The organism is Alteribacter populi (genome assembly GCF_002352765.1).
Lineage (GTDB): Bacteria > Bacillota > Bacilli > Bacillales > Salisediminibacteriaceae > Alteribacter > Alteribacter populi.
In genome coordinates this window covers 4,359,644-4,383,826 of the sequence record NZ_KZ293963.1, presented here as the reverse complement: position 1 = coordinate 4,383,826, position 24,183 = coordinate 4,359,644, and the positions used below count along the sequence as shown (strand labels likewise).

26 protein-coding genes are annotated in these 24,183 nt (G+C 39.2%); 7 read left to right on the top strand and 19 right to left on the bottom strand.

What is annotated here, in order from left to right; translation table 11 throughout:
* Nucleotides 1–111: 111 nt before the first annotated feature.
* From CDZ94_RS20320 to CDZ94_RS20305, 4 genes are all read right to left on the bottom strand, one after another.
* Nucleotides 112–870: an EcsC family protein gene (locus CDZ94_RS20320; protein WP_096440320.1), complete on the bottom strand. Its 759-nt coding sequence runs from the start codon at nucleotides 868–870 to the stop codon at nucleotides 112–114.
* Nucleotides 871–883: 13 nt separating this feature from the next.
* Nucleotides 884–2,089, bottom strand: coding sequence for an ABC transporter permease (locus CDZ94_RS20315; protein WP_157812019.1), 1,206 nt, complete (start codon nucleotides 2,087–2,089; stop codon nucleotides 884–886).
* Nucleotides 2,082–2,828 carry an ABC transporter ATP-binding protein gene (locus tag CDZ94_RS20310; protein ID WP_096440316.1) on the bottom strand — a complete coding sequence of 249 codons (747 nt, stop codon included), beginning with the start codon at nucleotides 2,826–2,828 and terminating at the stop codon, nucleotides 2,082–2,084. The genes CDZ94_RS20315 and CDZ94_RS20310 overlap by 8 nt, the downstream gene beginning before the upstream one ends.
* A 93-nt stretch (nucleotides 2,829–2,921) precedes the next feature.
* A complete protein-coding gene (locus tag CDZ94_RS20305) occupies nucleotides 2,922–4,094 on the bottom strand; it encodes an MFS transporter (RefSeq protein WP_198520862.1) in 1,173 nt (390 codons plus the stop codon).
* A gap of 123 nt (nucleotides 4,095–4,217) precedes the next feature.
* Here CDZ94_RS20305 and CDZ94_RS20300 point away from each other — a divergent pair, with 123 nt between their 5' ends.
* The 4 genes from CDZ94_RS20300 to CDZ94_RS20285 all read left to right on the top strand — a co-directional run bounded on the left by CDZ94_RS20300 (nucleotide 4,218) and on the right by CDZ94_RS20285 (nucleotide 7,589).
* Complete coding sequence (locus tag CDZ94_RS20300; protein ID WP_425352552.1) at nucleotides 4,218–4,664, top strand: HIT family protein; 447 nt, start codon at nucleotides 4,218–4,220, stop codon at nucleotides 4,662–4,664.
* Between the two features lie 146 nt (nucleotides 4,665–4,810).
* A complete protein-coding gene (serC, locus tag CDZ94_RS20295; protein WP_096440312.1) occupies nucleotides 4,811–5,902 on the top strand; it encodes a 3-phosphoserine/phosphohydroxythreonine transaminase in 1,092 nt (363 codons plus the stop codon).
* A gap of 333 nt (nucleotides 5,903–6,235) precedes the next feature.
* On the top strand, nucleotides 6,236–6,820 hold the full coding sequence (locus CDZ94_RS20290) for an HTH-type transcriptional regulator Hpr (RefSeq protein WP_096440310.1): 585 nt from the start codon (nucleotides 6,236–6,238) through the stop codon (nucleotides 6,818–6,820).
* Nucleotides 6,821–7,028: 208 nt separating this feature from the next.
* On the top strand, nucleotides 7,029–7,589 hold the full coding sequence (locus CDZ94_RS20285) for a DUF3267 domain-containing protein (RefSeq protein WP_096440308.1): 561 nt from the start codon (nucleotides 7,029–7,031) through the stop codon (nucleotides 7,587–7,589).
* A gap of 7 nt (nucleotides 7,590–7,596) precedes the next feature.
* On the opposite strand, the gene CDZ94_RS20280 is transcribed toward CDZ94_RS20285, so the two are convergent.
* Nucleotides 7,597–8,202 (bottom strand): YpmS family protein, encoded by a 606-nt coding sequence (locus CDZ94_RS20280; protein WP_096440306.1) that lies wholly within the window; start codon nucleotides 8,200–8,202, stop codon nucleotides 7,597–7,599.
* Between the two features lie 185 nt (nucleotides 8,203–8,387).
* Between CDZ94_RS20280 and CDZ94_RS20275 the strand changes: the two genes are divergently transcribed.
* Nucleotides 8,388–8,567, top strand: a complete 180-nt coding sequence (locus CDZ94_RS20275; protein ID WP_096440304.1) for a hypothetical protein — start codon at nucleotides 8,388–8,390, stop codon at nucleotides 8,565–8,567.
* A gap of 108 nt (nucleotides 8,568–8,675) precedes the next feature.
* Here CDZ94_RS20275 and CDZ94_RS20270 read toward each other — a convergent pair whose 3' ends face one another.
* Both CDZ94_RS20270 and CDZ94_RS20265 read right to left on the bottom strand, forming a co-directional pair.
* Nucleotides 8,676–8,768: a YjcZ family sporulation protein gene (locus CDZ94_RS20270; RefSeq protein WP_096440302.1), complete on the bottom strand. Its 93-nt coding sequence runs from the start codon at nucleotides 8,766–8,768 to the stop codon at nucleotides 8,676–8,678.
* Between the two features lie 70 nt (nucleotides 8,769–8,838).
* On the bottom strand, nucleotides 8,839–8,925 hold the full coding sequence (locus CDZ94_RS20265; RefSeq protein WP_096440299.1) for a YjcZ family sporulation protein: 87 nt from the start codon (nucleotides 8,923–8,925) through the stop codon (nucleotides 8,839–8,841).
* Nucleotides 8,926–9,133: 208 nt separating this feature from the next.
* On the opposite strand from CDZ94_RS20265, the gene CDZ94_RS20260 reads away from it, so the two are divergent.
* Nucleotides 9,134–10,027: a peptidylprolyl isomerase gene (locus CDZ94_RS20260; RefSeq protein ID WP_096440297.1), complete on the top strand. Its 894-nt coding sequence runs from the start codon at nucleotides 9,134–9,136 to the stop codon at nucleotides 10,025–10,027.
* A 178-nt stretch (nucleotides 10,028–10,205) separates the two neighbouring features.
* On the opposite strand, the gene CDZ94_RS20255 is transcribed toward CDZ94_RS20260, so the two are convergent.
* The 9 genes from CDZ94_RS20255 to CDZ94_RS20215 form a co-directional block, all read right to left on the bottom strand.
* Complete coding sequence (locus CDZ94_RS20255; RefSeq protein WP_096440295.1) at nucleotides 10,206–10,478, bottom strand: sporulation YhaL family protein; 273 nt, start codon at nucleotides 10,476–10,478, stop codon at nucleotides 10,206–10,208.
* Between the two features lie 649 nt (nucleotides 10,479–11,127).
* Nucleotides 11,128–12,087 carry a 3'-5' exoribonuclease YhaM gene (gene yhaM / locus CDZ94_RS20250; protein ID WP_096440293.1) on the bottom strand — a complete coding sequence of 320 codons (960 nt, stop codon included), beginning with the start codon at nucleotides 12,085–12,087 and terminating at the stop codon, nucleotides 11,128–11,130.
* 203 nt (nucleotides 12,088–12,290) lie between these two features.
* Nucleotides 12,291–13,649: a sensor histidine kinase gene (locus CDZ94_RS20245; RefSeq protein WP_096440291.1), complete on the bottom strand. Its 1,359-nt coding sequence runs from the start codon at nucleotides 13,647–13,649 to the stop codon at nucleotides 12,291–12,293.
* Nucleotides 13,646–14,317 carry a response regulator transcription factor gene (locus tag CDZ94_RS20240; protein ID WP_096440289.1) on the bottom strand — a complete coding sequence of 224 codons (672 nt, stop codon included), beginning with the start codon at nucleotides 14,315–14,317 and terminating at the stop codon, nucleotides 13,646–13,648. The genes CDZ94_RS20245 and CDZ94_RS20240 overlap by 4 nt, the downstream gene beginning before the upstream one ends.
* Before the next feature lie 112 nt (nucleotides 14,318–14,429).
* On the bottom strand, nucleotides 14,430–17,453 hold the full coding sequence (locus tag CDZ94_RS20235; protein WP_096440287.1) for an ATP-binding protein: 3,024 nt from the start codon (nucleotides 17,451–17,453) through the stop codon (nucleotides 14,430–14,432).
* Nucleotides 17,453–18,697: a metallophosphoesterase family protein gene (locus CDZ94_RS20230; RefSeq protein ID WP_157911791.1), complete on the bottom strand. Its 1,245-nt coding sequence runs from the start codon at nucleotides 18,695–18,697 to the stop codon at nucleotides 17,453–17,455. The genes CDZ94_RS20235 and CDZ94_RS20230 overlap by 1 nt, the downstream gene beginning before the upstream one ends.
* Nucleotides 18,698–18,900: 203 nt before the next feature.
* The gene (locus CDZ94_RS20225; protein ID WP_096440283.1) at nucleotides 18,901–19,308 is read right to left on the bottom strand and encodes a hypothetical protein; all 408 of its coding nucleotides are present in this window, start codon (nucleotides 19,306–19,308) and stop codon (nucleotides 18,901–18,903) included.
* A 56-nt stretch (nucleotides 19,309–19,364) separates the two neighbouring features.
* On the bottom strand, nucleotides 19,365–20,621 hold the full coding sequence (locus CDZ94_RS20220; protein WP_096440280.1) for an ABC transporter permease: 1,257 nt from the start codon (nucleotides 20,619–20,621) through the stop codon (nucleotides 19,365–19,367).
* Nucleotides 20,614–21,513, bottom strand: a complete 900-nt coding sequence (locus tag CDZ94_RS20215) for an ABC transporter ATP-binding protein (RefSeq protein WP_096440278.1) — start codon at nucleotides 21,511–21,513, stop codon at nucleotides 20,614–20,616. The genes CDZ94_RS20220 and CDZ94_RS20215 overlap by 8 nt, the downstream gene beginning before the upstream one ends.
* A 183-nt stretch (nucleotides 21,514–21,696) precedes the next feature.
* Between CDZ94_RS20215 and CDZ94_RS20210 the strand changes: the two genes are divergently transcribed.
* The gene (locus CDZ94_RS20210) at nucleotides 21,697–21,882 is read left to right on the top strand and encodes a YhzD family protein (RefSeq protein WP_096440276.1); all 186 of its coding nucleotides are present in this window, start codon (nucleotides 21,697–21,699) and stop codon (nucleotides 21,880–21,882) included.
* 69 nt (nucleotides 21,883–21,951) lie between these two features.
* On the opposite strand, the gene CDZ94_RS20205 is transcribed toward CDZ94_RS20210, so the two are convergent.
* The 3 genes from CDZ94_RS20205 to CDZ94_RS20195 form a co-directional block, all read right to left on the bottom strand.
* Nucleotides 21,952–22,383, bottom strand: a complete 432-nt coding sequence (locus tag CDZ94_RS20205) for a PaaI family thioesterase (RefSeq protein WP_096440274.1) — start codon at nucleotides 22,381–22,383, stop codon at nucleotides 21,952–21,954.
* Nucleotides 22,384–22,661: 278 nt separating this feature from the next.
* Nucleotides 22,662–23,507 (bottom strand): Cof-type HAD-IIB family hydrolase, encoded by an 846-nt coding sequence (locus CDZ94_RS20200; RefSeq protein ID WP_096440272.1) that lies wholly within the window; start codon nucleotides 23,505–23,507, stop codon nucleotides 22,662–22,664.
* Between the two features lie 232 nt (nucleotides 23,508–23,739).
* Nucleotides 23,740–24,102, bottom strand: a complete 363-nt coding sequence (locus CDZ94_RS20195) for a YlbF/YmcA family competence regulator (RefSeq protein WP_096440270.1) — start codon at nucleotides 24,100–24,102, stop codon at nucleotides 23,740–23,742.
* Between the last annotated feature and the right edge of the window lie 81 nt (nucleotides 24,103–24,183).

The following is a 24,183-nucleotide window of genomic DNA, read 5'->3' as shown; positions in this document are numbered from 1 at the left end:
ATTTACTTACTTTGACGGGAAAATATACAAGAAAAGCGCAAGGTACTCTTACCCGACGATATGCAAATGTTCTGTCCGATAAAAAGTGCTTTTTACTTTTAATCGGGCAAGTTATTTGTCAGCTTTCTTTTCCTCCAATTTTCCTTCTAGCAACCAGCGCTTTCGAAATGCATTTATGGCATTTTCCCCTAACAAATCTAAAAAATGATGATTCGCTATTGCGCCAACAATAGCTCCAAAGCCAGGAACAAGCTGGAGAGTTTTTGGAAGGTCAATATAATCTCGGTATTCTAGCTGAAATGTTTTCCAATCTACTTCGTTTAAGGTTGCATCCTTTTCATCTAGTTGTGCTAGTTCTTTTTGCCAATTTATAATACGCTCAAAGGCTGCTATGCGCTTCTCTTCTTTAGAAAAGGCAAGTTGAAATACATATAATAGAAAAAGACGCTCTCGTTGATCGTTCACATCATAGCCATAAATTTTTGCAGCATCAAACAAAAATTTCATTTTAATGGTTAATAAAAGGGGGAAATCGGCGATTCCAAGCAGGACTCCCCCAGCTCCAGTCCCAGCTCCTTCAAGAGCCGCGGTCCGTCGATACATTTCTTTTCGTTTTTCTAATACCTGCTCCCGTTCCTCCAAGCTTTTTGAAACAAGTACTGGTTGATCAGACATGTAACTAGTGCCATACAACGTCATTCGCACCATTTGTTTAATACTTTCTGAAACAGTTTGATGAATTTTTTCAGGAATCTTCTCGTTGATTTTATTTTGCCATCTTTTTGCTACAGAGGAAGGCATAGAAGATGGACGGTACACTTTTCGCTCAAACCGATCAAGCTCTCGGAAAACCTTGTCTTCATAGCTCATGAAGATTCCTCCTTCACTCTTTTTTCAATGCTATTTTTGGGTAGCAAAATGAAAAAACCAATGCAATCAGCAGTACGATGCTACCTGACATTATACTATGAGCAAAACTTACGACAATGCCTAATACAACACTCTGGAACACTAGCAACACATAAACTAATTTAATATGAGCCTCATCCTTTCTCGATAACGAAACGGGATAGAGGTCGATCATTTGATTTGTTTTAAAGTGGCCCTTTAATGTTTTTAACTGTAGTGCTGTCATATAGACAAACAAAGCCGTCACAACCCAAAGCCCCCACTCAAGCGTAATAATCGAGAGGAATAAGCTGCCTAAAAACGTTAAACGGACAAAAATCCCAAAATAATCATTGGAGCGAACAAAGGACCTGCTGTACATATACAGATACGTATTCTTTTGACCAAATTTAATAACATCCAATATACGGTTCAAATAGATTCTTGGGCGAATTGTCATTTTCAAACGGGGGACATCCGTAAATGAATTGGCAATACGGTAAAACGTCATCACCGTACTATCTTCAATTCGAGCAAGCCTGTCCCATTTTACAGCATGCGTTCCATTTATTTTCACGAAATAAAAAGCGTACAACCCGATCAGTAAAACGGCAATGCCTATTAACATCCACACAGGTTGAAACGTAAACAAGGCTATCACTGCACTCGCATTAATAACAATCCGCAGCAAGGTATGAGACCATACTTTGCTATTTTCCTGGAAACGCTGTTCTTCAAACCCCGATGCTAAATTCCACAGCTTCAGACCACTAAGTAACAACAAAATCGTGAACAGTAAGCTTCCTGAGTCAGACAAACGATGAAAGAAAAGCGGTGCCAATATAAGCAGCGGTAAGGCAAGCCAAAACGTTTCCATCATCCAGCTGTACAAAATTGATGATCTGAAATAGGGTTTCATTTTGCTTTCCAATGGAGGAAGATAGACTAGATCAGCATCTTTTACGAACGTACGCACTCTACCTCTCGTTACAAGCCATGTGAATAAGACAATAAATACCCAAACTGTCGGGAAGTCCTCTGGAAGCCATAAAAGAAACTCACCATAATAATAACTCCCAAAAATAAACAGGATATATATTGTAAATAGAAACCCGCTATTCCCTATTAACCTTAAATATTTAACCGCCATCTCCCAATAATCTGCACGCCTTCTTTTCCATAAGTTTTCTACATTATCCATGGCGACCTTCCTCAGTAACAGCAACATAAATATCGTCAAGGTCCGCATGTGGTAATTCGAGCTTTTCACGAAGCTCTTCAAGTGTACCTTGGACAACAATTTCTCCCTCATGGAGAAGAAGGAAGCGATCACAATATTTCTCTGCAGTGGCTAATATATGAGTAGACATAAGAATGCCACACCCTTGTTCTTTCATGTCTTTCATGTGGTCAAGAAAAGACTTAATCCCTAGTGGGTCTAGACCAACAAAAGGCTCGTCCGTTACGTAAAGACTCGGACGAACGAGAAAAGCACACATGATCATCACTTTTTGCCGCATTCCTTTGGAAAAATGGCTTGGAAACCAACGGACCATCTTTTCCATCCGAAATTCCTTTAATAGCTTGTCCGCATTCTTTTTAAAGGTCTCTTGATCTAAGCCATAGGCCATAGCAGTTAACTCAAGATGTTCCCATAGCGTTAGTTCCTCATAAAGTAAAGGTGTTTCAGGTATGTACGCCAAACTACTTCTATAGGATTCCATATCCTGTGCCATCGTTTGGCCATGAATACGAACCTCTCCTTTATGGGGCTCCATCAGACCGAGAATATGCTTAATCGTAGTACTTTTACCAGCACCATTTAATCCAATAAGCCCTACAATTTCATGACGCCCAATTGTAAAACTGACATCATGAAGTACCGGCTTACTTCTTTGGTATCCACCTGTTAAGCCTGAAACCTCCAACACATTTTTCATCATCTTGTCTCCTTCTCTAATGACACTGATTTCTACGTACATTAACTATATCGAATCTAAGGCTTTGAGGAAAGCCATTCGTATCATTCATCTTTAAATACTTGTCGGTAATTGTCTTGGCTTACCTTTACTCGGATTGATTGTTCCTATAACCATTATTACGACCATCAATACTATCCACGATATAAAATAAGGAGAAATCACATCCCGAATTGCCCCAGCGATAAACGGACTCGAGATTGTTCCTAAAGAAAATATTGCAGAAAGTAATGCAAAGCCTCTTCCCCGCGCTTCCTCGGCAATTCGTTCCGTTAACATCGTCATCATCGCCGGAAAGATAATCCCTGTCCCTGCTCCAAACATAAGCAAAGGTCCGATCGTAGGAATATCACCGGAAAAAAATAAAATCCAACTGTAACTCCCACACATGAGTAATAATCCAAGCATGATACGGATAAAAGGACTAATCCAATGAATAAAGAAAAACATGAGAGAAATGAGTGTCCCGGCACCAATCATACTCACCATCTTGCCCACTTCCCCCTTTGTCATTTCTGTTTCTACAGATAAAAAAGGAATCTCAAACATTATCGTTCCCTGTGCGTACATAATGCCAAAGGCTGTAATATAAACAGGAAGAAGCTTAATAGATAAAAGCGTTTTATAGCTTGGACTTTCTCTGTATGAATGAATAATCAAATTCGATTGAATTGTTTTTTGAGCAAGCATAAACGCAGCAAACATCAATAATGCAATTACGATAAATGTTCCAGAAGCACCAAGCCATTCTCCCACTTTTCCTCCTGCAAATGGAGCTACAGCCATCGCTATGGTGACCATTAATGTATTCACTGCCATGTTCTTGCTTTGTTCTCTTCTGTTATCAGCAAAAGACGAAAGAAGAGTCATACAGGCAGGCGTTAAGAAAGCAAGTAGGAATCCATTAAAAAGGCGTAAGACAAATAAATGTGACACTTCACTCGCAAAAAAGTGAAGTGCTAATGAAACTGTTAACAAGGCTAGGGGGGCGATAATAAACCGCCTTGGACCGCCACGATCAATGACAATTCCAGCCAGTAAGTTTCCACCTAAATTAATAAACGAGGTTGCTCCGAGCATAAGCCCTACTATAAAACTGCTCGCACCTAAACTTACAGCAAATGGAGTTAAAATTGGAAACTGCATGTGCATACTCGTGAAAATAAGAAACAAAAGCATAAAAAGCGCCAGTTTTTGTTTAGTCCGAGATAAGTTTTGCTCGCTCACAAACATCTCCTCCCGTTTTCCATCGTATGTAACGGGTAACAAAGATAGACATGCTCTTTTTGGTTTACGGACAAGATATGGTAAAATAAGAAAAATTCGTTATAACTGAAAGGATGAATTGTTTTGAGTCATCATAGTGTGGAAGATTGTATCTTTTGTAAAATTGTACACGGGGAAATACCATCAGCAAAAGTGTATGAAGATGAACACGTTGTAGCATTTTTTGATATTAGCCAAGTAACAAAAGGGCATACCCTTGTCATCCCGAAACATCACGTTGAAAATGTTTATGAGTTGCAAGGTGAAACGCCTAAGCAATTATTTTCAGCTGTTCCTAAGATAGCCAACGCTCTAAAAGCTGAATTTGAGCCTATTGGCTTAAACATTATAAACAACAACGGCAAAGAAGCAGGTCAGTCCGTTTTTCATCTTCACCTTCACCTCATCCCACGCTACGGGAAGGGTGATGGATTTGGGGCCGTCTGGAAAGAGCACGGCAGTGAATATAGTACTGAAAAACTGACTGAAATGGCAAACGGAGTGAAAAAACATATTCAATTAATGCCTTAACGAGCGACGTGTAGGCCACGTTTTCCTTTTAGCCCTTTACATTCAAAAAGGTTTTGTGCAATTACGCACAAAACCTTTTTGATTTGAGAAGGAGATTTTATGTTTATGAAGAAAGAGAATAGTCACAGTCGATTTTCTAAGAGAGGATGAATAACATGCACAACTTTAACCCAGGACCTGCTGCATTACCCGATGAAGTTAAACGCCGCGCCAAAGAAGAAGGGTTTAACATAGACAACGGCAATCTCTCCATCATGGAGTATAGCCACCGTTCAAAGGAATATGAAGCAATTCACTTTGGCACACAAGAAAAGATAAAGCAAATTCTTAAAGTCCCTGACAACTTTGATATTCTTTTCCTCCAAGGTGGGGCAAGCTTGCAATTTGCCATGATTCCAATGAATTTTTTAACACCAGGTAAAAAAGCCGGCTATGTCCTATCTGGTTCTTGGTCAGAAAAGGCTTATGAAGAGGCTTTAAGATGCGGAGAAAGCTACGTTTATGCGAGTAGTGCAGAAAAACAGTACCGTTCGATCCCGAACATTTATTCTTGGGAACCCAATGAAAACACCGCTTATTTTCACCTGACTTCTAACAATACGATATACGGTACACAATGGTATCAATACCCTCAACATCATCATGATTTACCTGTTTGTATAGATATGTCAAGTGATATTTTCAGCCGACCAATTGACTGGTCGAAAGTCGATTTCATTTATGCTGGGGCACAAAAAAATGCAGGCCCTGCCGGGGTCACAATTGTCATTGTAAAAAAAGAATGGCTCGAATCTGCCAATGATAACATTCCGAAAATCATGAGCTACCGCACTCATCAGCAAAAAAATTCTCTCTACCACACTCCTCCAACATTTTCTGTCTTCATTATGGGGTTAATGATGGACTGGATCATCGATCAAGGTGGAGTTGATAAACTTCATGAACGGAATGCGCAAAAGGCTAATCTTATCTACAGCTTGATGGATCAGTCTGACCATTTTTATCTCCCTCATGCAGAAAAACACAGCCGTTCGATGATGAATATAACGTTTCGTCTTCCTTCTGTGGAATTAGAACAATTATTTTTAACACGCGCTATGGACGAAGGGTTTCTTGGCTTAAAAGGACATCGCTCCGTAGGCGGTTGTCGTATTTCCCTTTATAATGCTGTCACAACGGAATCAACGAAAATTTTGACTGAGTACATGGCTAACTTTCGCCAACAACATACATGTTAATAAAGGCAATATCAAATGATTTCTCTCCAGATTCAGTATTTCTATATAAGTATTTCAGATCAAAACACAGACCTGCTTCCATGTCTTTTCCATCCATACAAGAAGGCGGTGTTCCTTACTAATAAAAACTGTTGAACTGTTCAACCTCCCTTTCATTCATCGCCTCTTGTGGTGTCTATCTGCCTGGAGGTTCAATTTTCAGAAAATACTGAAACGGTATTGTTAAACAGAATACCTCTATGTTATGATTAAAATATCATTTTCCTGAAAAAATAATGAATTTTTAGAAAATACTTATTTTCTTATGGATTCTCTTAAAGATGGAGGGAACTTATGGATACACAAGTCACACAATCCATTAAACAGTCCATCATGTTCAGTCACAAAGTAGCACAACTAAGCAAAGCGCTTTGGAAATCAATTGAGAAAGACTGGCAGACATGGATTAAACCGTACAATTTGAACATCAACGAACATCATATCTTACTCATTTCGTACCAGCTAGAAGGAGCTTCGATTTCTGACATTGCTAAGTTTGGGGTCATGCATGTGTCTACTGCCTTTAACTTTTCCAAAAAATTGGAAGAAAGAGGCTTGCTTACGTTTTCAAAACGACAAAACGACAAACGAAATACTTATGTTTTCCTTACAAAGGAAGGCGAGGAATTGTTGTTAGAAACATTGAAAAACTACAACCCTGAGACTTATGGTGTTTACAGTGGATCCCTACCAATCAAAGAGTTATACGGAAAATTCCCTGAATTTTCCGAAATCACAAGTATTGTGAAACATATCTATGGTCCTGACTTCATGTCTATTTTTGAGAAATCTTTATCAAAAATAGAAAGTGATTTTACGGAAGTGGATGGCAAACTGTCACCTGTGGAAAAAACAGAATCAAGCGCCCGGTCATCGTAACAAACACGTCAAAAAAAACTGCTTCAGAAGTAATTTCTGAAGCAGTTTTTTTGACGTATTCGTTGTAGCTGTTTAAATGCCATTCTTACTTATTAAGAAACCTCCCTCAAACCCGAAAAATCAAGTATTTTTTTTTGAAAAAACCTATTGAATTTTTCCCTCATCCATCGTAAATTACTAGAGTAACTACAAAAGGGGGTGAGAGCAGATGAATTGCTGGAAAACTGTATCGATTACTCAAGACATCGGTCGCTTTCGGCTTTGGTTTTTATCAGGCATGATGATGCTTCTTTATTTTTTACTTTACTTTTTAATTATTCGAACGTTGTTTTCAGGAGTACCCTTAGTCGACTACGGAGCAGGGTTTCTCTTCATATGTTTGGCTTCCGTCATTCCAACACACATGTTTCTTCATTGCCTGCCTATATGGATGGTCGGAAAGAAGGCCACATTGGGAGTACGTACTAATCGTTGGCCGTTTTTATATTTCACAGCCAAACAGCCATTAGCCAAGCGTCTATCTATTTTGGCCATCTGCTCTCCGGCGATTTTCATTACAAGCGGCTCAATCTTTACAGCCATCGCATTCCCTCACTTACTGCATTACACAGCTTTGATATCAGCAGTAAATGTAGGAATTTGCATGTATGATTTCCTTTACTTTAAACACATTAAATCAGCGCCAAAAAGGTCCTGGATTGAAGAGTACGATGACGGATTTCACATCCTTTGTGAAAACCCTACTTTAAATAAAACAGAAGCCTCGTAACAACTTGTTACGGGGCTTCATTCTTCTCTGTTAAATAAATTCGAAATCGGATATTGTCTTCTTCTAAGTTAAACTCTTCAGCCTCAGCAACCAGTTCATCTGATATGCCTTCCTGTAGATGAAGAAAGATATTAGATTCACTCGAATTAATATACACCCAATCAGGTAAATCAACGACAGAGGCCATCATCCTGAAAATTTGTTCAGAAGGCAAATTGAGTTGTCCTACTTTAAAAGAAGTCTCTTGTAATATGATATTGCCATCATCAGTTATCTCAGGTTTCAAGTTCATGTCAACTGGAATTTGTTGACCTATTACGGTAAATGAAGCCTGAAAGTGAACCTCATCATCCAAAAAAATATTGTATTCCCTGTCAGGATCTTCTTTTTCCAATTCCTGTTCAATGAGGCGGTTAAGATTCTCTTTTGTCGCCTCTACTGTAAATGAAGGGTACTGGCCCTCCAAAGCTTCTCTTCCTCTTTCTGTCCATTCAGGATCCTCTATAGGACCAAACAAACGGTAGAGCAAAAACATGATGAAAATGACAATTAATGTTACAATGGAAAGAAGGGAGATAAATGCGATCTTCCATTTATTTTGCGACTTTTGCATAACCTGTGCTTCTCCTCTCTATTTCTAGGTCGTATTAAATTTGGAAGGCTAATACCTTTTTCATAGTTTAGCAAAGATTTGATCGTTATCGTCCCCAAACTTTTGATTAGCCAAAAATACTATGATTTTTTAAGATCTTTTGATAAAGTTATAAAAGAATGAGCCATATTGATGGGGGTTACTTGATGATTATTCCATTTGTTCTGTTTTCTGCATTATACCTATTTACTATTAATTCAATGACGAATTCTTTGTGTATACAAAAAGAAATTCCAGAAGAAAAGCAGCCGAAAGTATTTCGGACGATTAATGTCTTAATTATGATTTTACTCACTTCTTCTTATTTACGCATCTTCTTCACCTAAATTTTATTGAAAAAAATCTAAAGCTGTATCAGGTAAGCTAATGCTCACCTGATACAGCCTCTTTTTTGCTCCCCTAATTTTCATGGTGCAATTATTCCTCCATGTATCCTAGTACCAAGCAGCCCCTACGATAACAAGCAAGATAAATAACACCACGATTAACGCAAAACCAGTGCCGTAGCCGTAACCTTTATCACTCACAAGCGCTTCCCCCTTTCCGCCTATGCTGAATATCTTCTAAAGAGCTCTTTGTTCACATTAGTGAATCTAGCTAATAAGCCCAAACAGCTCCGATGATAACCAGTAAAATGAACAGCACTACCAGCAATGCAAAACCAGATTGATGAGAGTGTGACATGGTATCCCTCCTTTTCAGTGTTCCCTACATCTTATTTAAAAGCGGGCAGTATGTTTGGACGTTTGTCACGAATTTACCCGACATTTTTTAGTCAAATGTCAGATCCTACATTGACAGTAAATCGTTTGAATATAATTCAGATTGTGCTATAGTAAAACGTGTCATCTATGTCATTATTGTCCGATATCGTTTAAAAGGAGTGTAACTATTGAAAAACAAGTGGATTATAACGGCTTCTTCCCTTGCGTTCTTACTTACAGCATGCACGAATGGAGAAGCAACTGACGAAAACGAAACTGAGACTTCCGGCGAAGATCATATCGTTGTAGAAACAAGCGCCGGAAATATAACAGAGGAAGAATTTGTAGATAGATTAAAAGATGTCTCTGGGGCCCAGGTTCTTCAAGAAATGGTCCAGTCCACGATTGTAGGAAACCAAGCAAATGAATTAGGTATAACAGAAGATGATATTGATGAAGAAGTGGAAGAACTTAAAGTAACAATGGGTACTGAAACAGATGAAGAGTTTTCCATGATGCTTGAAATGCAAGGAATGGGTGGAGAAAGTGAACTACGTGAACGCATCAAGCACCACCTTGTACTCCAAAAACTCATCGATGATGAAGGTGATCCAAGCGAGGAAACGTTACGTGAAGAGTATGAACGTGGCGAAGAAGTGGAGGCTCGCCACATTCTCGTTGAAGACGAAGATACTGCACAAGAAATTTTCCAACGTTTAGAAGACGGTGAAGACTTTGCTGAATTAGCGGAGCAGTTTTCTACAGATCCAGGATCTCGTGAGGAAGGTGGAGAACTTGGTTTCTTCCGCCGAGGTGCGATGACACCACCTTTTGAAGAAACAGCATTTTCACTTGAGATTGATGAGATTAGTGAACCTGTTCACTCTGACTTTGGCTTCCACATTATCCAGGTCACCGATCGTAATCCGTTTCAAGATGATTTTGAAGAGGTTGAAGAGCAGCTTATCAATGGCATCAACCAGCGAAAACTTCAACAAATGGGAGAAAAACAACAGGAACTTCTTGATGAAGTTGAAATTAATGTCCTTGATAGTCGGTTTGACCACCTTTTTGAAAATTAATTAGAGAAGAGTCTGTTTTTGGAATGCAAAATCAAAAACAGACTCTTTTTTTGGGATTCTTAACTTTAGTTTTAATTGCACTTCAGATGATGCTCGCTATTTTTCGCTGCTCTCACGACTTTCGCAAGCTTTTCTCCCGCCTTCAGCGTATTTTCATAAACCTAACAAATCCTGAAATCTATGAGCCCAATTTTCTTTTTGAACGTTCTTCTCTTACTTTTTTCATAATCATTTCCCCTTCCTGCTCAATGAGTACCCTTTCTTTCCTCCGTTCATCGCTAAATGATTGTACTGCCTTATAACCACAAAATACGACGCCTGCATAAATGAGGTAAACCCAACTAGGAACTTGAAAGAGAAACTCCCCTACCTTCGTCAAAGATAAAATACGCACCATAAATGCTGTAAATACAATACTAAGTATGACCCCTACAATCTTGACGCGGTTCATCAATCTATCATCCTTTCTACTTTACTTTTCTCTATTAATAATATGGCGAGTTTAGAAAATTATGATAGATAGTGTTTTATATAAATGAGAAAAGGGAATGAAACATATAATCATACTCATGAATCGGAAGGATTATTCTCATGAATGAAATACAGCTACTGCAATGGTCATATGGCCAATTACAAGAAAAGTGCAAGGCGCCCTTACCCGACGACATGCAAATGTTCTGTCGGAAAAAAAGTGCTTTTTACTTTTAATCGAGCAAGTTATTTGACGCGCCTGGAGTTAGACATCGAAGCGTAGATTTTTTATACTTTCTCTTAGAAAAAAGCCCCTTGACACGCCTCTATTATACTTTCCAATTGTTCATGATAAAGTAGAAACTATTTTACTTGTGAATTCGCAACAAAACATGGGAACAATGCAGAGAACTGACTTGGAATCAATGGCATGATTCGGAGTGTTTCCAATGGTTTGAGGATGCGGTCATTCATGACGTCCATAAAGAGAAGCAAGGGTTGTAAACATTTCTCTACAGTTACTCAACATATATAACCGGAGTAACATAAGGAAGTGTCCAATCTCACGAAAAAACGAACAAGCTAATCGCTTTGTTCGTTTTTCATGTTAAATTAAACTCTCATTCTTTTTATAAATCTAGTGGCTTATCATGAAAGGCAGGTTTATAGAATGAGCGTTGTTCCATAGCGAACACTCGCTCACTGAACTTACCTGGCTGAACACCATCTAATGCCCTGTCCATCATGTTCATTTTTGCATCTAAGTTATCAATGTGGTGAAGAATTTCCGCCTCTCGAATCATCGGAGGCTTGGGGCTTCCCCAATCTCCCTTTCCATGATGACTGAGAACAATATGTTGTAAAGCGAGAACTTCATCACCATCAATTTCTAACTCTTTAGCGGCTTCAGCAATTTCATTAACAATGATGGAGATATGCCCAATCAGCTTACCTTCTGTTGTATATTCAGTTGCTACCGGACCAGACAGTTCATGTACTTTTCCTAAGTCGTGTAAAATAACACCCGCATAAAGCAGATCGGAATCCAGAGTTGGATATAATGCAGAGATTGATTTTGCTAAGTCCAGCATACAAATGACGTGGTAAGCTAATCCCGACACATATTCATGATGGTTCCTAGTTGCTGCTGGGGCTTCCATAAAGGCTTGTTGATGCTTTTTAATAAGGTGCCTTGTGATCCGTTGAATTTTTGGATTGGTCATCTCGAACAAATATTGATTAATTCGTTCCAGCATTTCATTAGGGGGTAGTGGTGCAGACGGTAAAAAATCCGCTGTATTGACTTGGTCCATCTCAGAAGTGGGACGAATCGCTTTGATTTTCAGCTGTCGATTGCCTCGGTATTCATTAACTTCGCCGTGGATATGTACAATAGCTTTACTAATAAAAACTTCTTCGTCTTCGGGTGAGCAGCCCCAAAGTTTGGCTTCAATCTCGCCGCTTTGATCGGTAAGCATCAATGTTAAAAAAGGTTTTCCATTACTAGCAAGTCCTTTTTTTGAAGCTTTTATTAATAAGTATGATTCGACGGCATCTCCTATTTGATGATGCTTAATTCCTCTTTTCATCGTCTCCTCCCTCTCTCCATCAACTGTTTATAAGTAATTCAAGTATAGCATAGATTTTCAAACAGATGTTCTATGTTCGTTTCTTGATTTCGATCTCATTAAACGGAATACTCTCTTGAATAAGAGGATGCCCCAACTTATTGAGGCACCCTCGACATTTTGAAATTCTTCAAATGTAGGGACTTCACCTTTGTCCCCTATTTTCATTTCTTTTTCTGTTGCTTTGGTAAAATAATTTTAAAACAAACGCCTTCCTCAGTATTGTTTACCTTTGGATAGCCTTTATGAAGCTCGCTAATACCTTTAACGATAGCAAGCCCGAGACCAAATTGACCTTTATTTCCTTTGCGGAAAGGGGTAAATAAATGCTCCATCTCTTTTTCAGGGATTGGATCTCCATCGTTTAATACGCTAAGAATGGTTTGGTCTTTTTTTTCTTCTGCACTCATTTCAATTATAGAATTTGCATACCGAAGGGCATTTTCTACCAGGTTTTCCAGCAACACTTGTAGCTGTTCTTTATCACCATAGATGTCTACTTGCTCACCTGTTACCGTGATTTTCACATCTTCCCTTTGCATTCGAAATCGTTCTTCAAGTTGGTAAGCAATGGACCCGAATGGAAAAAACTCTTTATCCATGGTTGTTTCTTTTAGTGTATCGAGTTTTGTGTAATAGAGCATATCCTTTACACGCTTTTCCATACGGTTCGCTTCTTCAAGAATCACATCCATGTTGGAGGGGATGTTTTCACGGGGGAGAATCCCGTCTTTCACAGACTGAGCGTAACTTTTTACAACCATGATTGGTGTTTTTAGCTCGTGAGACGCGTGCTGAATAAATGTCTTCTGCGCCCGGTCATACCGGATTAAGTTTTGTCTCATTTGCTCAAATTGATCGGACAGTTTTTCGAAATCATCATCGCCTTCCCAGTGAAATGGTTCTTTCCAATTTCGTTTGGCGATTTGCTCAAAATGATTTCCTAAGCTTGTTAAAGGCTGCTTTAAATAATGCTTCAGCCAAAAAGCGGGGATCAAGCTTAGTAACCCTGCTAAAAGCATAATATAAAACAATCGACTCCAAAGGCGGTTCACCATTTGATCTCGGTACGTATCCCACATGAAGGAAATATGAAAGATCTCACCATCTGGGTGATAAACTTTGAAGACGGTGTAAAATAAAGTCGCTTCATTGTACGTTAATTCGTAACGACCACGTCTGTCATCCTCCTGGTTTTGAGCGTTTTGGACCATTTCCCTTAATACATCGTTTGGTACCTGATCGCCTTCAAGTATTCCATACTGGTCTCTTAAGAAAACATTACCAACCGAACGCTCTGCTTCTCTTCGTTCAAGAAACTCCAGGTCTGATGAAGGTGGCACAAGGTGTTCACCAGAAGGATTCATCGACCGTGCTTGTTCTTGCTCGATAATTCGGTACGTCTCTTCTGTTAACGTACTTTTTAACGAAATTGGATAGATTATGCCGATCAATAACCCGACCATTAGGATTATGGCAATAAATGAAAACCAAATCCGCTGTGTCAGATTCATTTTGATCATGACGATAAAACCCTGTAACCATACCCGTATAATGTTTCAACATGTACTCGTGGGAGTTTTTTTCTGACTCGTCGAACAACATCATCTACAGCACGCTCTGAGCCAAAATAGTCGCTTCCCCATACATATTCAATAATGTCTTCACGTGACAAAGCATTTCCTACATTGGAGGTTAACAGAATAATCAAGTCCATTTCCTTTGTCGTAAGTTCTACTTGATCATTACCATCCAACACTGTTCTTGAATTCACATCGATTGTATAGCCATTAAGCTCAATTTTATCTTCCTCTTGTTGTTCAGCCTGATATACGCGATTTAAGAGCTTCTTTGCCCGAATCACAAGTTCTTCTGGCATAAATGGCTTAGCCAGATAATCATCACTGCCCAGTTCAAGCCCTAAAACCCGGTCAAGGTCCTTGTCACGTGCAGAAATAAAAATAACTGGCGTATCATGTTCCGCTTTTATTGCTTTTAACAGTTGGTAGCCGTCCATTCCAGGAAGCATAATATCCAGCACCCACAAGTGAGTCGGCTGACTAATCGCATCATGAGCTTCTTTACCATCAGTAAAAATGCTCACTTCCCATCCTTCTTTCTCCATATATGCTTTAATAACTTCTGCTAGATTTTTTTCGTCTTCGACTAGATTGACTTGAAATTTATCCAAATGACACACACCCTTTAACTATGATGTTAATTAAGACACCTTACGTCACTATTTTATAATAATTCTGGACGAAAGAACAATTATGCTCTAATTTACACCGTTTTACAACTTTTTAAGTGCGTATCGTTTGATCAAGAGAAAGGAGTGGCAGTCCTTCTTCTTTTACAACGTATTCATGGCAAGTAAAGTAAATAACTTGATGATCTTCAGCCAATTCTTTTAAAACGTTCATCACCCGTTTTCGTCGAGAGGCATCAAAATTTACAAATGCTTCGTCAATAATTAAAGGAAATGCTTCCTCTCTTTGGTATAATGTTGCCAAAGAGAAGCGAATCGATAAATAAAGTAGCTCACACGTGCCTTGACTTAGATCTACAGGTTCAAAACGTTCGCCATCTTGACGCTCCACGATAAACTTCATTTCTCCTAAGGGAGCAAAAAGACGTACATAAGCTCCATTTGTTAATTTTTGAAACAAGAATTCCGCTCTTTGAATTACTGCAGGCTGGCGCTCTTTTTCATACACTTGTTTCGTCTTTTGAATGATTTCTTTAGCTACTGCGTAGACCGCCCACTGTTTACCCATCGTTTGTAACTGTTTTTTTTCCATTTCGAAGGATTGTAAACAATCCTGGTACGTTTGGCCGTCTTCTAGTACTTTCAAATCCTGTTTCATTTCTGTTACTTGTTCAACAGCTGTCCGATGCTTTTGATTAAGCAGGTGCCTATGTTGTTGGACCTCTTGTTGTTTTTCTTCGATTTTTTCTCCCCACATTTCACACAGTGCCATTTCATCTTCCAAGCGTTCAGATGGGGAAATGGCTTTCATTTGCAACATTAGAGATTCTTTTTCAGCATACTTTTTACGGTTTACACGAACCTGTTCTCCTCTAGCTCTGAATTCTTCTTCACCTGTAACCTGAGCTTCTTTAAACAACCGGCCTATCTCTTCATCTTGTTTGGAGATTCTTGAAATTGCCGCTTTCTTTTTTACATTTGCCTCTTCAAGGTGATCTATGTGCTGATTTAGTGCACTTTGACTTTCTTTTTGGTCTATTAACCAGTTCTCGATTTGATATAGCGCATGTAGGTCATCACCTGTGTAGTGAACCCCAATGGAAGAAGCTAGCTTCTTTACTTCTCCTCTGAACTCTTTATTCATCGATTCGATTTCTGCGAGTTGCTCATTTAATGATAGTTCCTTTGAATAAAGCTCTTTCCACTTGACACTGTCTTGCATCATTTCCTGATACTGCTCCCCTGTGAATCCCTCGTCAAACCCGTAATTAATAGCCCATTTGTTTAACTCCCTCTTTTCCGTAAATAACTGATCACAGGTTCTTTGAAGCTCGGTTGCATTCTCGGCTTTTCGACGCTCCCACTGTTGAAGAGCAAGTTGTATCTGTTCAACCTTTTGTCTGAATTGTTCATCTACCTTTAGAAGGTGTTTCCATTCCTCAACCGGCCATTGATCTATCTCGTCTTGAAAGGATGCCCATTTCTCAAGCTCTAATTGGATATGGTGTTTCTCGCTTGGAGTTGTACTGTTGTTATTATTGATTTCTGTTTGTTTCCTTCCTAAAGAAGCAAGTACAAATGTAATTCCGATAACTCCAATTACCGTACCAATTACCCAGTCATTCGTAAACCCGATCCATCCACCAAGCAGGAGAAGGATTGATCCTATACCTATGCGAACCAATGAAGTGTCAAATAGTTGTTGGATAGATGAGGACCGTTTGTCTTCTGCTTGAAGAAGTTCTTGACGGTTTTCCATAAAAGCTAGTTGTGGCTTCACTGACTCGTATTCCTGGACACGGGAAAGACATTCGTAATATCGTTCACGCTTATCGTTAGAAAGTAGTTTTTTTTCAGTATCGGTTAATTCTCCACTTAATCGTCGGTATTCCTGCTCCAGGTGCTTTTCCTCTGTTTTAAGTGAGGTCCATTCATGTTCAGACTTTTTCACACGAGTATCAACCGAGGCTAACTCATCCTTTACCGCTCTTGTTGTTTTTCTCTCAAGCAAGAATGGAGTCTTTTCTATTCCCCACCCCCACTCATCTTCAAGAAAGTTTCGTTCCTTTTTTAATTGTCTGAGCTTCTCTATTATTGACGTTTTTGTTCTTTGTTGTTCGGTATAAACACCGGATTGTTTATTAAGCTTTTGAAAGATAAGCTGAGAAGATTCCCAGTCGTTTGAAACGACTTTTCTAAGCGTTGATACTTTATTTTCGAGGAGATGCATTCTTTCATTTTCCTCCTCCAGAAAACCTTCCCACTCTTTCTTTTTCTCTAGCGTCCGGTCAAGACGATCTTCACCCTTCTCTGGAAATGATAAGGCCGGCTCTTCATCAAGTTTAGCTTGCAAGTTCCGATATCTTTGCTGCAGCGGAAGAAGCTTTTTTACACGCTCCCACTTTAAAACTTGTTGTTCATAACCTTGTTTCTGTTTTTCAAGTTCCAAAAGACTTTCTTCTAATTGTTGGTTATTCGCTACAAGATTCCGATAATCGGCTAGTTTTCTTTGCCACTCCTGGACTCTTTTATCTTGTTCCTGTAAAACTCTAAGCTGCTGATTTACCGGGGTCTTCTTCCCCCTCGCTTTAAAGAGATCTTGCATTTGCGTCTCTGCCTCTTTTTCACTCGATAATAAAGAAGGCCCACCGGTAATCGCTGTATCATATAAAAATTCATTTATTTCCTCTGCTTTCATATTCTCCAAGCCTTGAAGACCTTTCAGATTAAATGAAAAAATGCCTTGGAAAGCAGCTTCATTTAATCCCCCCATAATGGATTGCAGTGCTTCTTCACCAGACTCACTTCCGTCTGAAAATTGTACCGTTACATCCCCTCTCACTCGATTACGCTTGACACGCTCAATTCGAACAACCCCTTTTGACTTGGTCCAGATAGTTATTGCACCGCCATACTGATTTTGATGGAGAGGCTCATAAGATTTCGCTCTTTCATTCTTTTTTGGAAACCCATAAAAAATGGCTTGAATAAAGGCCATCAGCGTAGATTTCCCTGCTTCATTTTCGCCGAAAACAAGCTGTAGCGATCCTTCTTGAAAGTGAAATGTTTCATTGGACCACTTTCCAAACCCATACACTTCAATTTTTTTTATGATCATTAACCTTCCACCTCATTGCCTAGACGATGTACCAGCCAACGTTCCGCTTCATTAATAATCTCTTTTTGTTCTTCTGGAGATAATGAAGACAAATATCGTCGAGCGGTCCGATGATTGTAAAGTTCAGTCAACTTCCCTTCCTTCATATCTACTTCAAAAGTATCAATAATTCGCAGCATATCCCCTAATACATCATCTTGCTGCTTTGCATGTTCACGGTTAAATGCTGGACGTGTTTGAATAGAAAGGTGGTCCACCCACTGGAACGCGTTATAAAATGCCGCTTCATCCCCTCTTAATTCCTCAAGTAATTCTTCAGGGGCATGACGCTTGGCAAGCTGTTCATGTAATGGTCCTTCTCCAGAAAAGGTGAGATGAAACAAACCGCTCTTACCTGGAGATAGCACTTGAATCATCTTTTGTTCGCACACTTGTAAAAGTTGGTCAACCGTAGAAAGTTCCGAAATCGATACATCGACTTCATGCCATTCAATGGGGGAGGTCGGTAGAAATGTTAAGCTCTCATCGCCTTTTTTAAGTTCAACAAGATAGCTCCCTTTAGGGCCTGTTTCTTTTCGGTGCCCTCCTTGAATGTTTCCAGGGTAAACAATATAAGGGTCTTCGCTCAACACTTGACGCTTGTGAATGTGACCCAACGCCCAGTAGTCAAAGCCGCTTTCTTTTAACTCTTTAAGTGTGAACGGAGCGTAAGGGTCGTGATCTTTTTGAGACTGTTCTTGTCCATGAAGCATGGCGACATGAAAAACATCATCTTGTTCTTTTACTTCAATATAGCTGTCGATCTTGTTCTCCGTCACACTTCTGGCTGGGTAGCTGAATCCATAGATTCTCGCTATTGGTTTTTCGTTCTTTTTATGTAGCACACTCTTCGTTTCTGTACTATATACGACCACATTTTCTGGCATGGTTATTTCAGAAACCGTATCAGTTAATGGATCATGATTACCATGAATGATATAAAGGAAAATCCTTGATTCGTGTAACCTTTCAGCTTGTTTTTTCACAAACAACTGACCTTTGATACTACGATATTCAAGGTCAAATAAGTCCCCACTGATGACTACAAAGTCGACTTGATACTCAATTGCATAATCAATGGTCCTTTCAAAGGACTCATAAGCACTGTTTTTCAATTTAGCTAAAACAATGTCAGGAAGTTTCGATGTTTCAAATGGACGGTCTAAATGTAAGTCCGCACAATGGATAAACCGAATTGTTTCCAACCCTCTCCATCCTTTCTTCGTTTTCTTCAATTATACCATATAAAGCGATCATTTGTTCGCTATATATATACATTTAATGGTCATTTTTATAAAGACTGTACTTTTAAATTAAATACCGGAAGGTTCTCTAAAAGAAAAACCCTCGAAACAATAGGTTCACTCATTGTTTCAAGGGTATCGAAAAAATTAATGAAAACAGTCTTTTAGTAAAATGGAAGAACTGATAGGGCTGTTAAGGCTGCAAGAGGAAGAATCAGTCGTTGGAACCTTCTTCTCGGTGGGTAGTAAGGATAGTAGGGGTAATAAGGGTAATAAGGGTAATAAGGGTAGCCGAAATAGCCACCGTACCCTCCCCCAAAAAACCTTTTATCAGAATGAGTGGTTTCATGATTCTCCGAGTTTCCGTATCCAAACCCATGATAGCCACTATTCCTTTGTTGCATGCCATTTCCGTTCATTATATCCATCCCGCCTGTTGGAACAGCTAGGTACAAATAGTCGTCATCAACATTTTCTACTATGCCGTCATACATTTGCTGATCTTGAGTCGTCACCATAACGTAACGGTTCACATGGTTTTTACATGTTTGATACATTTCTTGTTTATTCATATCCGTCCTCCCTTCAATGCCCAGTTTATTCAATACTGGATGAAGGGTGAGGGGATTTAAGATTCTTTCTTAGATAAAGCTAGTGCGTGTTTTATATCTTTTAAAGATGAAATTTTCCCATACATCAATACGCCGCCTTTATATATTCTTGCACCTACAAAGGCAAGGATCACAATCGAGCTAACCATAATAGCGATACCTAATGCTAATTCCCAAAAAGGCAATTGCAACATGCCAACACGCAGGAACATGACCATCGGCGTGAAGAAAGGAATATAAGATGTAACAGTAATAAGTGTCGATTCTGGTGCATTAAGACCAAACATAGATATGAGGAAAGCTACGACAACAATGAGAGTCAGTGGTGTGATCACAATGTTTACTTCTTCTGTTCGACTTACTAAAGAACCAAGGACAGCAGAGATAGTCGCATAAAACAAATATCCTAACAGGAAAAATAATAAGGCATACACAATCAACACCCCTGGAACTCCAGTCATAATGTCTCCTACAAACCCACCTGACTCGACATTTCCTCTCATTGACAAGTAGCCAACTAAAATAATCAAGATATATTGAATGATCCCGAGTAAACCAATACCTAAAATCTTAGCAAACATTTGCTTCACTGGAGAAACGCTCGATACGAGAATTTCCATCACTCTCGAAGATTTTTCAGTCGCGACTTCCATCGCAATCATGTTCCCGTAAGCGAGGACCGAAAAATAAATAACAACGACTAGCGCATTTACAAGAAATCGGGTTTGCGTTATTTCCTCTTCCGAACGGGCTGTATCACTGATCGCTTCTGTTTCAAAAGTTACTGGCGCATACACATTTTCTACAGTTGCCTCGTCCAATCCGAGTTGAGCAGTTGCTACCTCTACTTTCACTTGTTGAAGTGCTTGCTCCACTAACTCTGGTGCTCGTTGGTCGGCAACTGTGTTGGCTTGGTAAAAACCCTCAGGCATTCCGCTATTTCCTTCACGAACCATTAGCAAGCCATCAAGATCACCACGTTCGACCTTTTCAACAGCATCTTCCTCTGAATCCGTTAACGGAACAAGTTCTATCTGCTCGGAAAAGGGCTGTAAATGTTCAAGTAGTCGATCTGTATAACCCTTGCCTTCATCTACTTCAATGACACCGACCCTATCAGCTTCTACTCCTCTATCCTCAAAAGCTTCAAAGATACGGTCAATATTAGCAATCCCAGCGACGATAACTGCGGTTATAATCGTCGAAATAATAAAGGACTTTGATTTAAATTTTGAAAAAAACGTATGAAACAAAATGATGAAAAATTTATTCATAGGAAGCACCCACCTTTTCAATGAAAATATCATTCAGTGAAGGTTCTTCGAGTGCAAACTTTCTAACAAACCCTCTCCCGCCCAACTTTTCAAATATTCGTTGAGCTACCCTATCACTTTGTACTTGCATTTCAACACCATCAAGTGTTTCTTTAAATTGATTGACTCCTTCAAAATGACAAAGGTCGTCCATTTTAAAGTCTGCATGAATGACAAGTTTCATTTTGCCAAACGAGCGTTTTACTTCTCTTAATTCACCATAAACGACAGAACGACCGTGGTGTAGAATACACAAGTGTTCGCACAACTCCTCTACATGTTCCATTCGATGTGAGGAAAAAAGAATTGTGGTTCCTTCATTCTTTAAATCGATAACTGCTTTCTTTAATAGTTCAACATTTACTGGGTCCAATCCGCTGAATGGTTCATCAAGAATAAGTAATTCTGGCTGATGAATGACAGAAGCAATGAATTGAATTTTTTGCTGATTCCCTTTTGACAGCTCATCAATTTTTTTGTCTATGTACTCCGGCACATTAAAACGTTCTAGCCAGCTTTCCAACTCTTTGACAATGTCACTTCTCTTCATGCCCCGTAATCTGCCTAAATACACGAGCTGATCTCTCACCTTCATTTTCGGATACAAGCCTCGTTCTTCTGGTAAATAGCCAACTAAATGACTTGAGTGATAGCCTATTCTTTTTCCGTCCCAAGTAATTTGCCCATCTGATTGATCGATAAGTCCTAAAATCATCCGAAACGTAGTCGTTTTCCCTGCGCCATTGGCACCAAGCATTCCAAACATCTCACCCTTAGGAATGTTCATGTTAATTTGATCAACAGCAGTAAAGGGTCCAAATTTTTTTGTCACATCCACAAGTTTTAACGTCATGTGCTTTCTCTCCCGTTTCTTATTTCTAATTCTCCTTTACACTTTACCAGATTTTGTGATATTTTTCCTCTCGATTAAACCTTCTTTAAAAGTTTCAAATGTTGAACTTCTTGAAACGTAAAGGTAAACTGAAATAAAGGAAAGAAAATTCAGATTACATAGACACTTAGGGGTGAAGCAACCATGAAGAAATATTTTTTAACTGCGTTTGACAAAGAGGGGAGCAACTTACTTAACGAAAGCTTTGAAGCAAGTAATGATGGAGAAGCTAAACAGCTTGGGGAGAAGCGATTGGCCGAAGAAAAACTTTTAGAAAGCCCAAGTCGCGTTGTTAGAGAATCAGGAGGACTGGTTCATTTTCACTCATAAAAATTAACTAGCCTCTATAGAACGGAGCGCTTCATCAATACTAAGCGCTCCATTTATTATTTGACCTCCCTAGTCACCTAGGGTATAAAATGTACCGGAAACTTTAGCTAATTCCCGTTGTTGATCATCTTTAAGGATACATTCCGCGAACTGGATAGTGCCTCCACGCTTCGTAAAATACGCTTCTGCCTCGATCGTTCCTTCTCGTGAAGTACGGAAAAACTGTGTTTTTACTTCCAACGACACACTCGGACTCCCAATCACTGACGCACACAAGTGAGCCATGGCTGTATCAGCGATATACATCACAATCCCGCCATGGAGAAATCCAATCGGATTAAACATCACTTCCGTAACCGGACAAGTAATTTTTACCTTCTCTTCTTCTTGAAGATAGTTGAACGAGAAATCAAGGAAGGAATATAGAAAAGTGGAATCTGTTCCTGTTTGATGATTTTTTGCAGCTTTTACTGCTTTCTCTGATAGTTGCTTTGGATCCATCTGTTGTACGCTCCTACTGAACATTCTGTTCGTTCTTTATTGAGTACTATGGTCAATTTGTCCATTTTTGTTTTTTTACCTATATCTGTAATATTTACACTTTTAGTTTGCCTCCTAGTACTAATCCCTCACTTAGTTTAGCGAAGGTAGATTTCAAGGTCAATGTATGGGTAATGTATTTAGAGAAAATGACTACCCTTTACAACAACATTTCAGAAAAAGCCATAATAAAAACGCCCTTCATAAGCGAAGAGCGTCTTTCTATCACGGCCACTTCTCTACAACATGACTTTCAACTGTTTTCGAAATACTTCTTTAATCATGTACCCTACACCATTTTGGTCGTTTGAACGTGTCACCCAATCGGCGACGTCCTTTACACTTTGTGGTGCTTGCCCCATGGCGACACCTAACCCGACTTGAGCAATCATTTCTTGATCATTTTCAAAGCTTCCTACGGCCACCATTTCTTGTAATCCGATGTTTAACTTTTGCCCGATAACCTGAAGTCCCCGTGCTTTTGATACAGCAGCATCTGTAATATCAACACTGTATTCATCCGAAGAAGTTAAACGGACTCCTGACACGACTTCTTCTAACTCTTCAAGAGCATCTTCACGCTCCATCTCATTCCAAAAATGAGCTTTAATTTTCGGGACGGTAAGAGGCTGATCGATCAAGTGATGGCTTAGAGAATCAACAAAATTAACAGCATAAAGTAATGGATCGCCTACTCCCATATTCATTCGAGCAATCAAATGATTTTTCTGTTTAATTTTATTTGCCAGAGCGTATTTTTCGTGAAGAAGTCGAATATGACAGTGATAATTTTCAAGAATATCAACAATTTGAAAAATTCGATCCGAATCTAACCTTCGTACAAACATGGGTTCATCTACAGAAGAGCCTATAAATGCACCATCATGAGTTATGAGCTCATGATCGTCAACTTTTAATGCTTTTGCTACCTTCTTTGCAGAGGGATACGTTCTCCCAGTCGCCAAAGTTACGTATACCCCTTTGCTGCGCACATATTCAACCGCTTCTTTCGTTTCTTTTGCAAGCTTATGATTAGATCTTAACAGGGTTCCATCGATGTCCAACGCCAATAAGCGATATGTCATTGCTGCCATCCCCCTTCATCTTCCTAACGTCGTTGCTTCATATTTATGAAAACAAAAAAGCGAATAGAACAGGAAATGTCCCTCTCGTTTCGGTAGATTAACACGAAGAAAAGTTATTTTTTATGACAAGTGTTATGAGCGGCGTGAAGGTAGCCGTCCTCTTATAAATTCTTATTTTATAAAAAAAGCCTCCCCGATATCTAACCGAGGACGCCTTTTATCTGTTTGCTCATTATTCTTGCTCTTCGCTGCCTTCAGCACCATAAAGCTCTTCAAGTGGCTCTGTGATGATTTTGTTTACATCACTGATCACTTGGCTCATACGTTGCTCAGCTTCCATAAGCTGAGAAATTGTTTCATGCTGTTGAACAAGTTCAAATTGCTTTTGGGCATTTTGAATTTCTTCTTCAGAAATTTGTGCCCCTTGCATTTGTTTTTGTTGGAGTTCGATTTGCACTTTACGGAAGTTGTCCAGCATACGCTTTGCTACATCATCGCTATTCACAACTTCATGTAGTTCAGTAAGCTTGCTGAATTCTTCACTTTCTTTTAAAACACGTGCAAGTTCATGTGCCTTATCGTAAGGGTTAGCCATAGATCAAAATCCTCCTAAATGTATTGTACGTATTTGCTCCTTCATTAGAAAATTCAGGGAACATGAACATACGCACTTCTT

Bases quoted from the DNA above. Each gene is read 5' to 3' on its own strand.
- CDZ94_RS20320 (WP_096440320.1), bottom strand. From the start codon at position 870: ATGAGCTATGAAGACAAGGTTTTCCGAGAGCTTGATCGGTTTGAGCGA.
- CDZ94_RS20315 (WP_157812019.1), bottom strand. From the start codon at position 2,089: ATGGATAATGTAGAAAACTTATGGAAAAGAAGGCGTGCAGATTATTGG.
- CDZ94_RS20310 (WP_096440316.1), bottom strand. From the start codon at position 2,828: ATGAAAAATGTGTTGGAGGTTTCAGGCTTAACAGGTGGATACCAAAGA.
- serC (WP_096440312.1), top strand. From the start codon at position 4,811: ATGAATAACATGCACAACTTTAACCCAGGACCTGCTGCATTACCCGAT.
- CDZ94_RS20290 (WP_096440310.1), top strand. From the start codon at position 6,236: ATGGATACACAAGTCACACAATCCATTAAACAGTCCATCATGTTCAGT.
- CDZ94_RS20285 (WP_096440308.1), top strand. From the start codon at position 7,029: ATGAATTGCTGGAAAACTGTATCGATTACTCAAGACATCGGTCGCTTT.
- CDZ94_RS20280 (WP_096440306.1), bottom strand. From the start codon at position 8,202: ATGCAAAAGTCGCAAAATAAATGGAAGATCGCATTTATCTCCCTTCTT.
- CDZ94_RS20275 (WP_096440304.1), top strand. From the start codon at position 8,388: ATGATTATTCCATTTGTTCTGTTTTCTGCATTATACCTATTTACTATT.
- CDZ94_RS20265 (WP_096440299.1), bottom strand. From the start codon at position 8,925: ATGTCACACTCTCATCAATCTGGTTTTGCATTGCTGGTAGTGCTGTTC.
- CDZ94_RS20255 (WP_096440295.1), bottom strand. From the start codon at position 10,478: ATGAACCGCGTCAAGATTGTAGGGGTCATACTTAGTATTGTATTTACA.
- yhaM (WP_096440293.1), bottom strand. From the start codon at position 12,087: ATGAAAAGAGGAATTAAGCATCATCAAATAGGAGATGCCGTCGAATCA.
- CDZ94_RS20245 (WP_096440291.1), bottom strand. From the start codon at position 13,649: ATGATCAAAATGAATCTGACACAGCGGATTTGGTTTTCATTTATTGCC.
- CDZ94_RS20235 (WP_096440287.1), bottom strand. From the start codon at position 17,453: ATGATCATAAAAAAAATTGAAGTGTATGGGTTTGGAAAGTGGTCCAAT.
- CDZ94_RS20225 (WP_096440283.1), bottom strand. From the start codon at position 19,308: ATGAATAAACAAGAAATGTATCAAACATGTAAAAACCATGTGAACCGT.
- CDZ94_RS20220 (WP_096440280.1), bottom strand. From the start codon at position 20,621: ATGAATAAATTTTTCATCATTTTGTTTCATACGTTTTTTTCAAAATTT.
- CDZ94_RS20215 (WP_096440278.1), bottom strand. From the start codon at position 21,513: ATGACGTTAAAACTTGTGGATGTGACAAAAAAATTTGGACCCTTTACT.
- CDZ94_RS20210 (WP_096440276.1), top strand. From the start codon at position 21,697: ATGAAGAAATATTTTTTAACTGCGTTTGACAAAGAGGGGAGCAACTTA.
- CDZ94_RS20205 (WP_096440274.1), bottom strand. From the start codon at position 22,383: ATGGATCCAAAGCAACTATCAGAGAAAGCAGTAAAAGCTGCAAAAAAT.
- CDZ94_RS20200 (WP_096440272.1), bottom strand. From the start codon at position 23,507: ATGACATATCGCTTATTGGCGTTGGACATCGATGGAACCCTGTTAAGA.
- CDZ94_RS20195 (WP_096440270.1), bottom strand. From the start codon at position 24,102: ATGGCTAACCCTTACGATAAGGCACATGAACTTGCACGTGTTTTAAAA.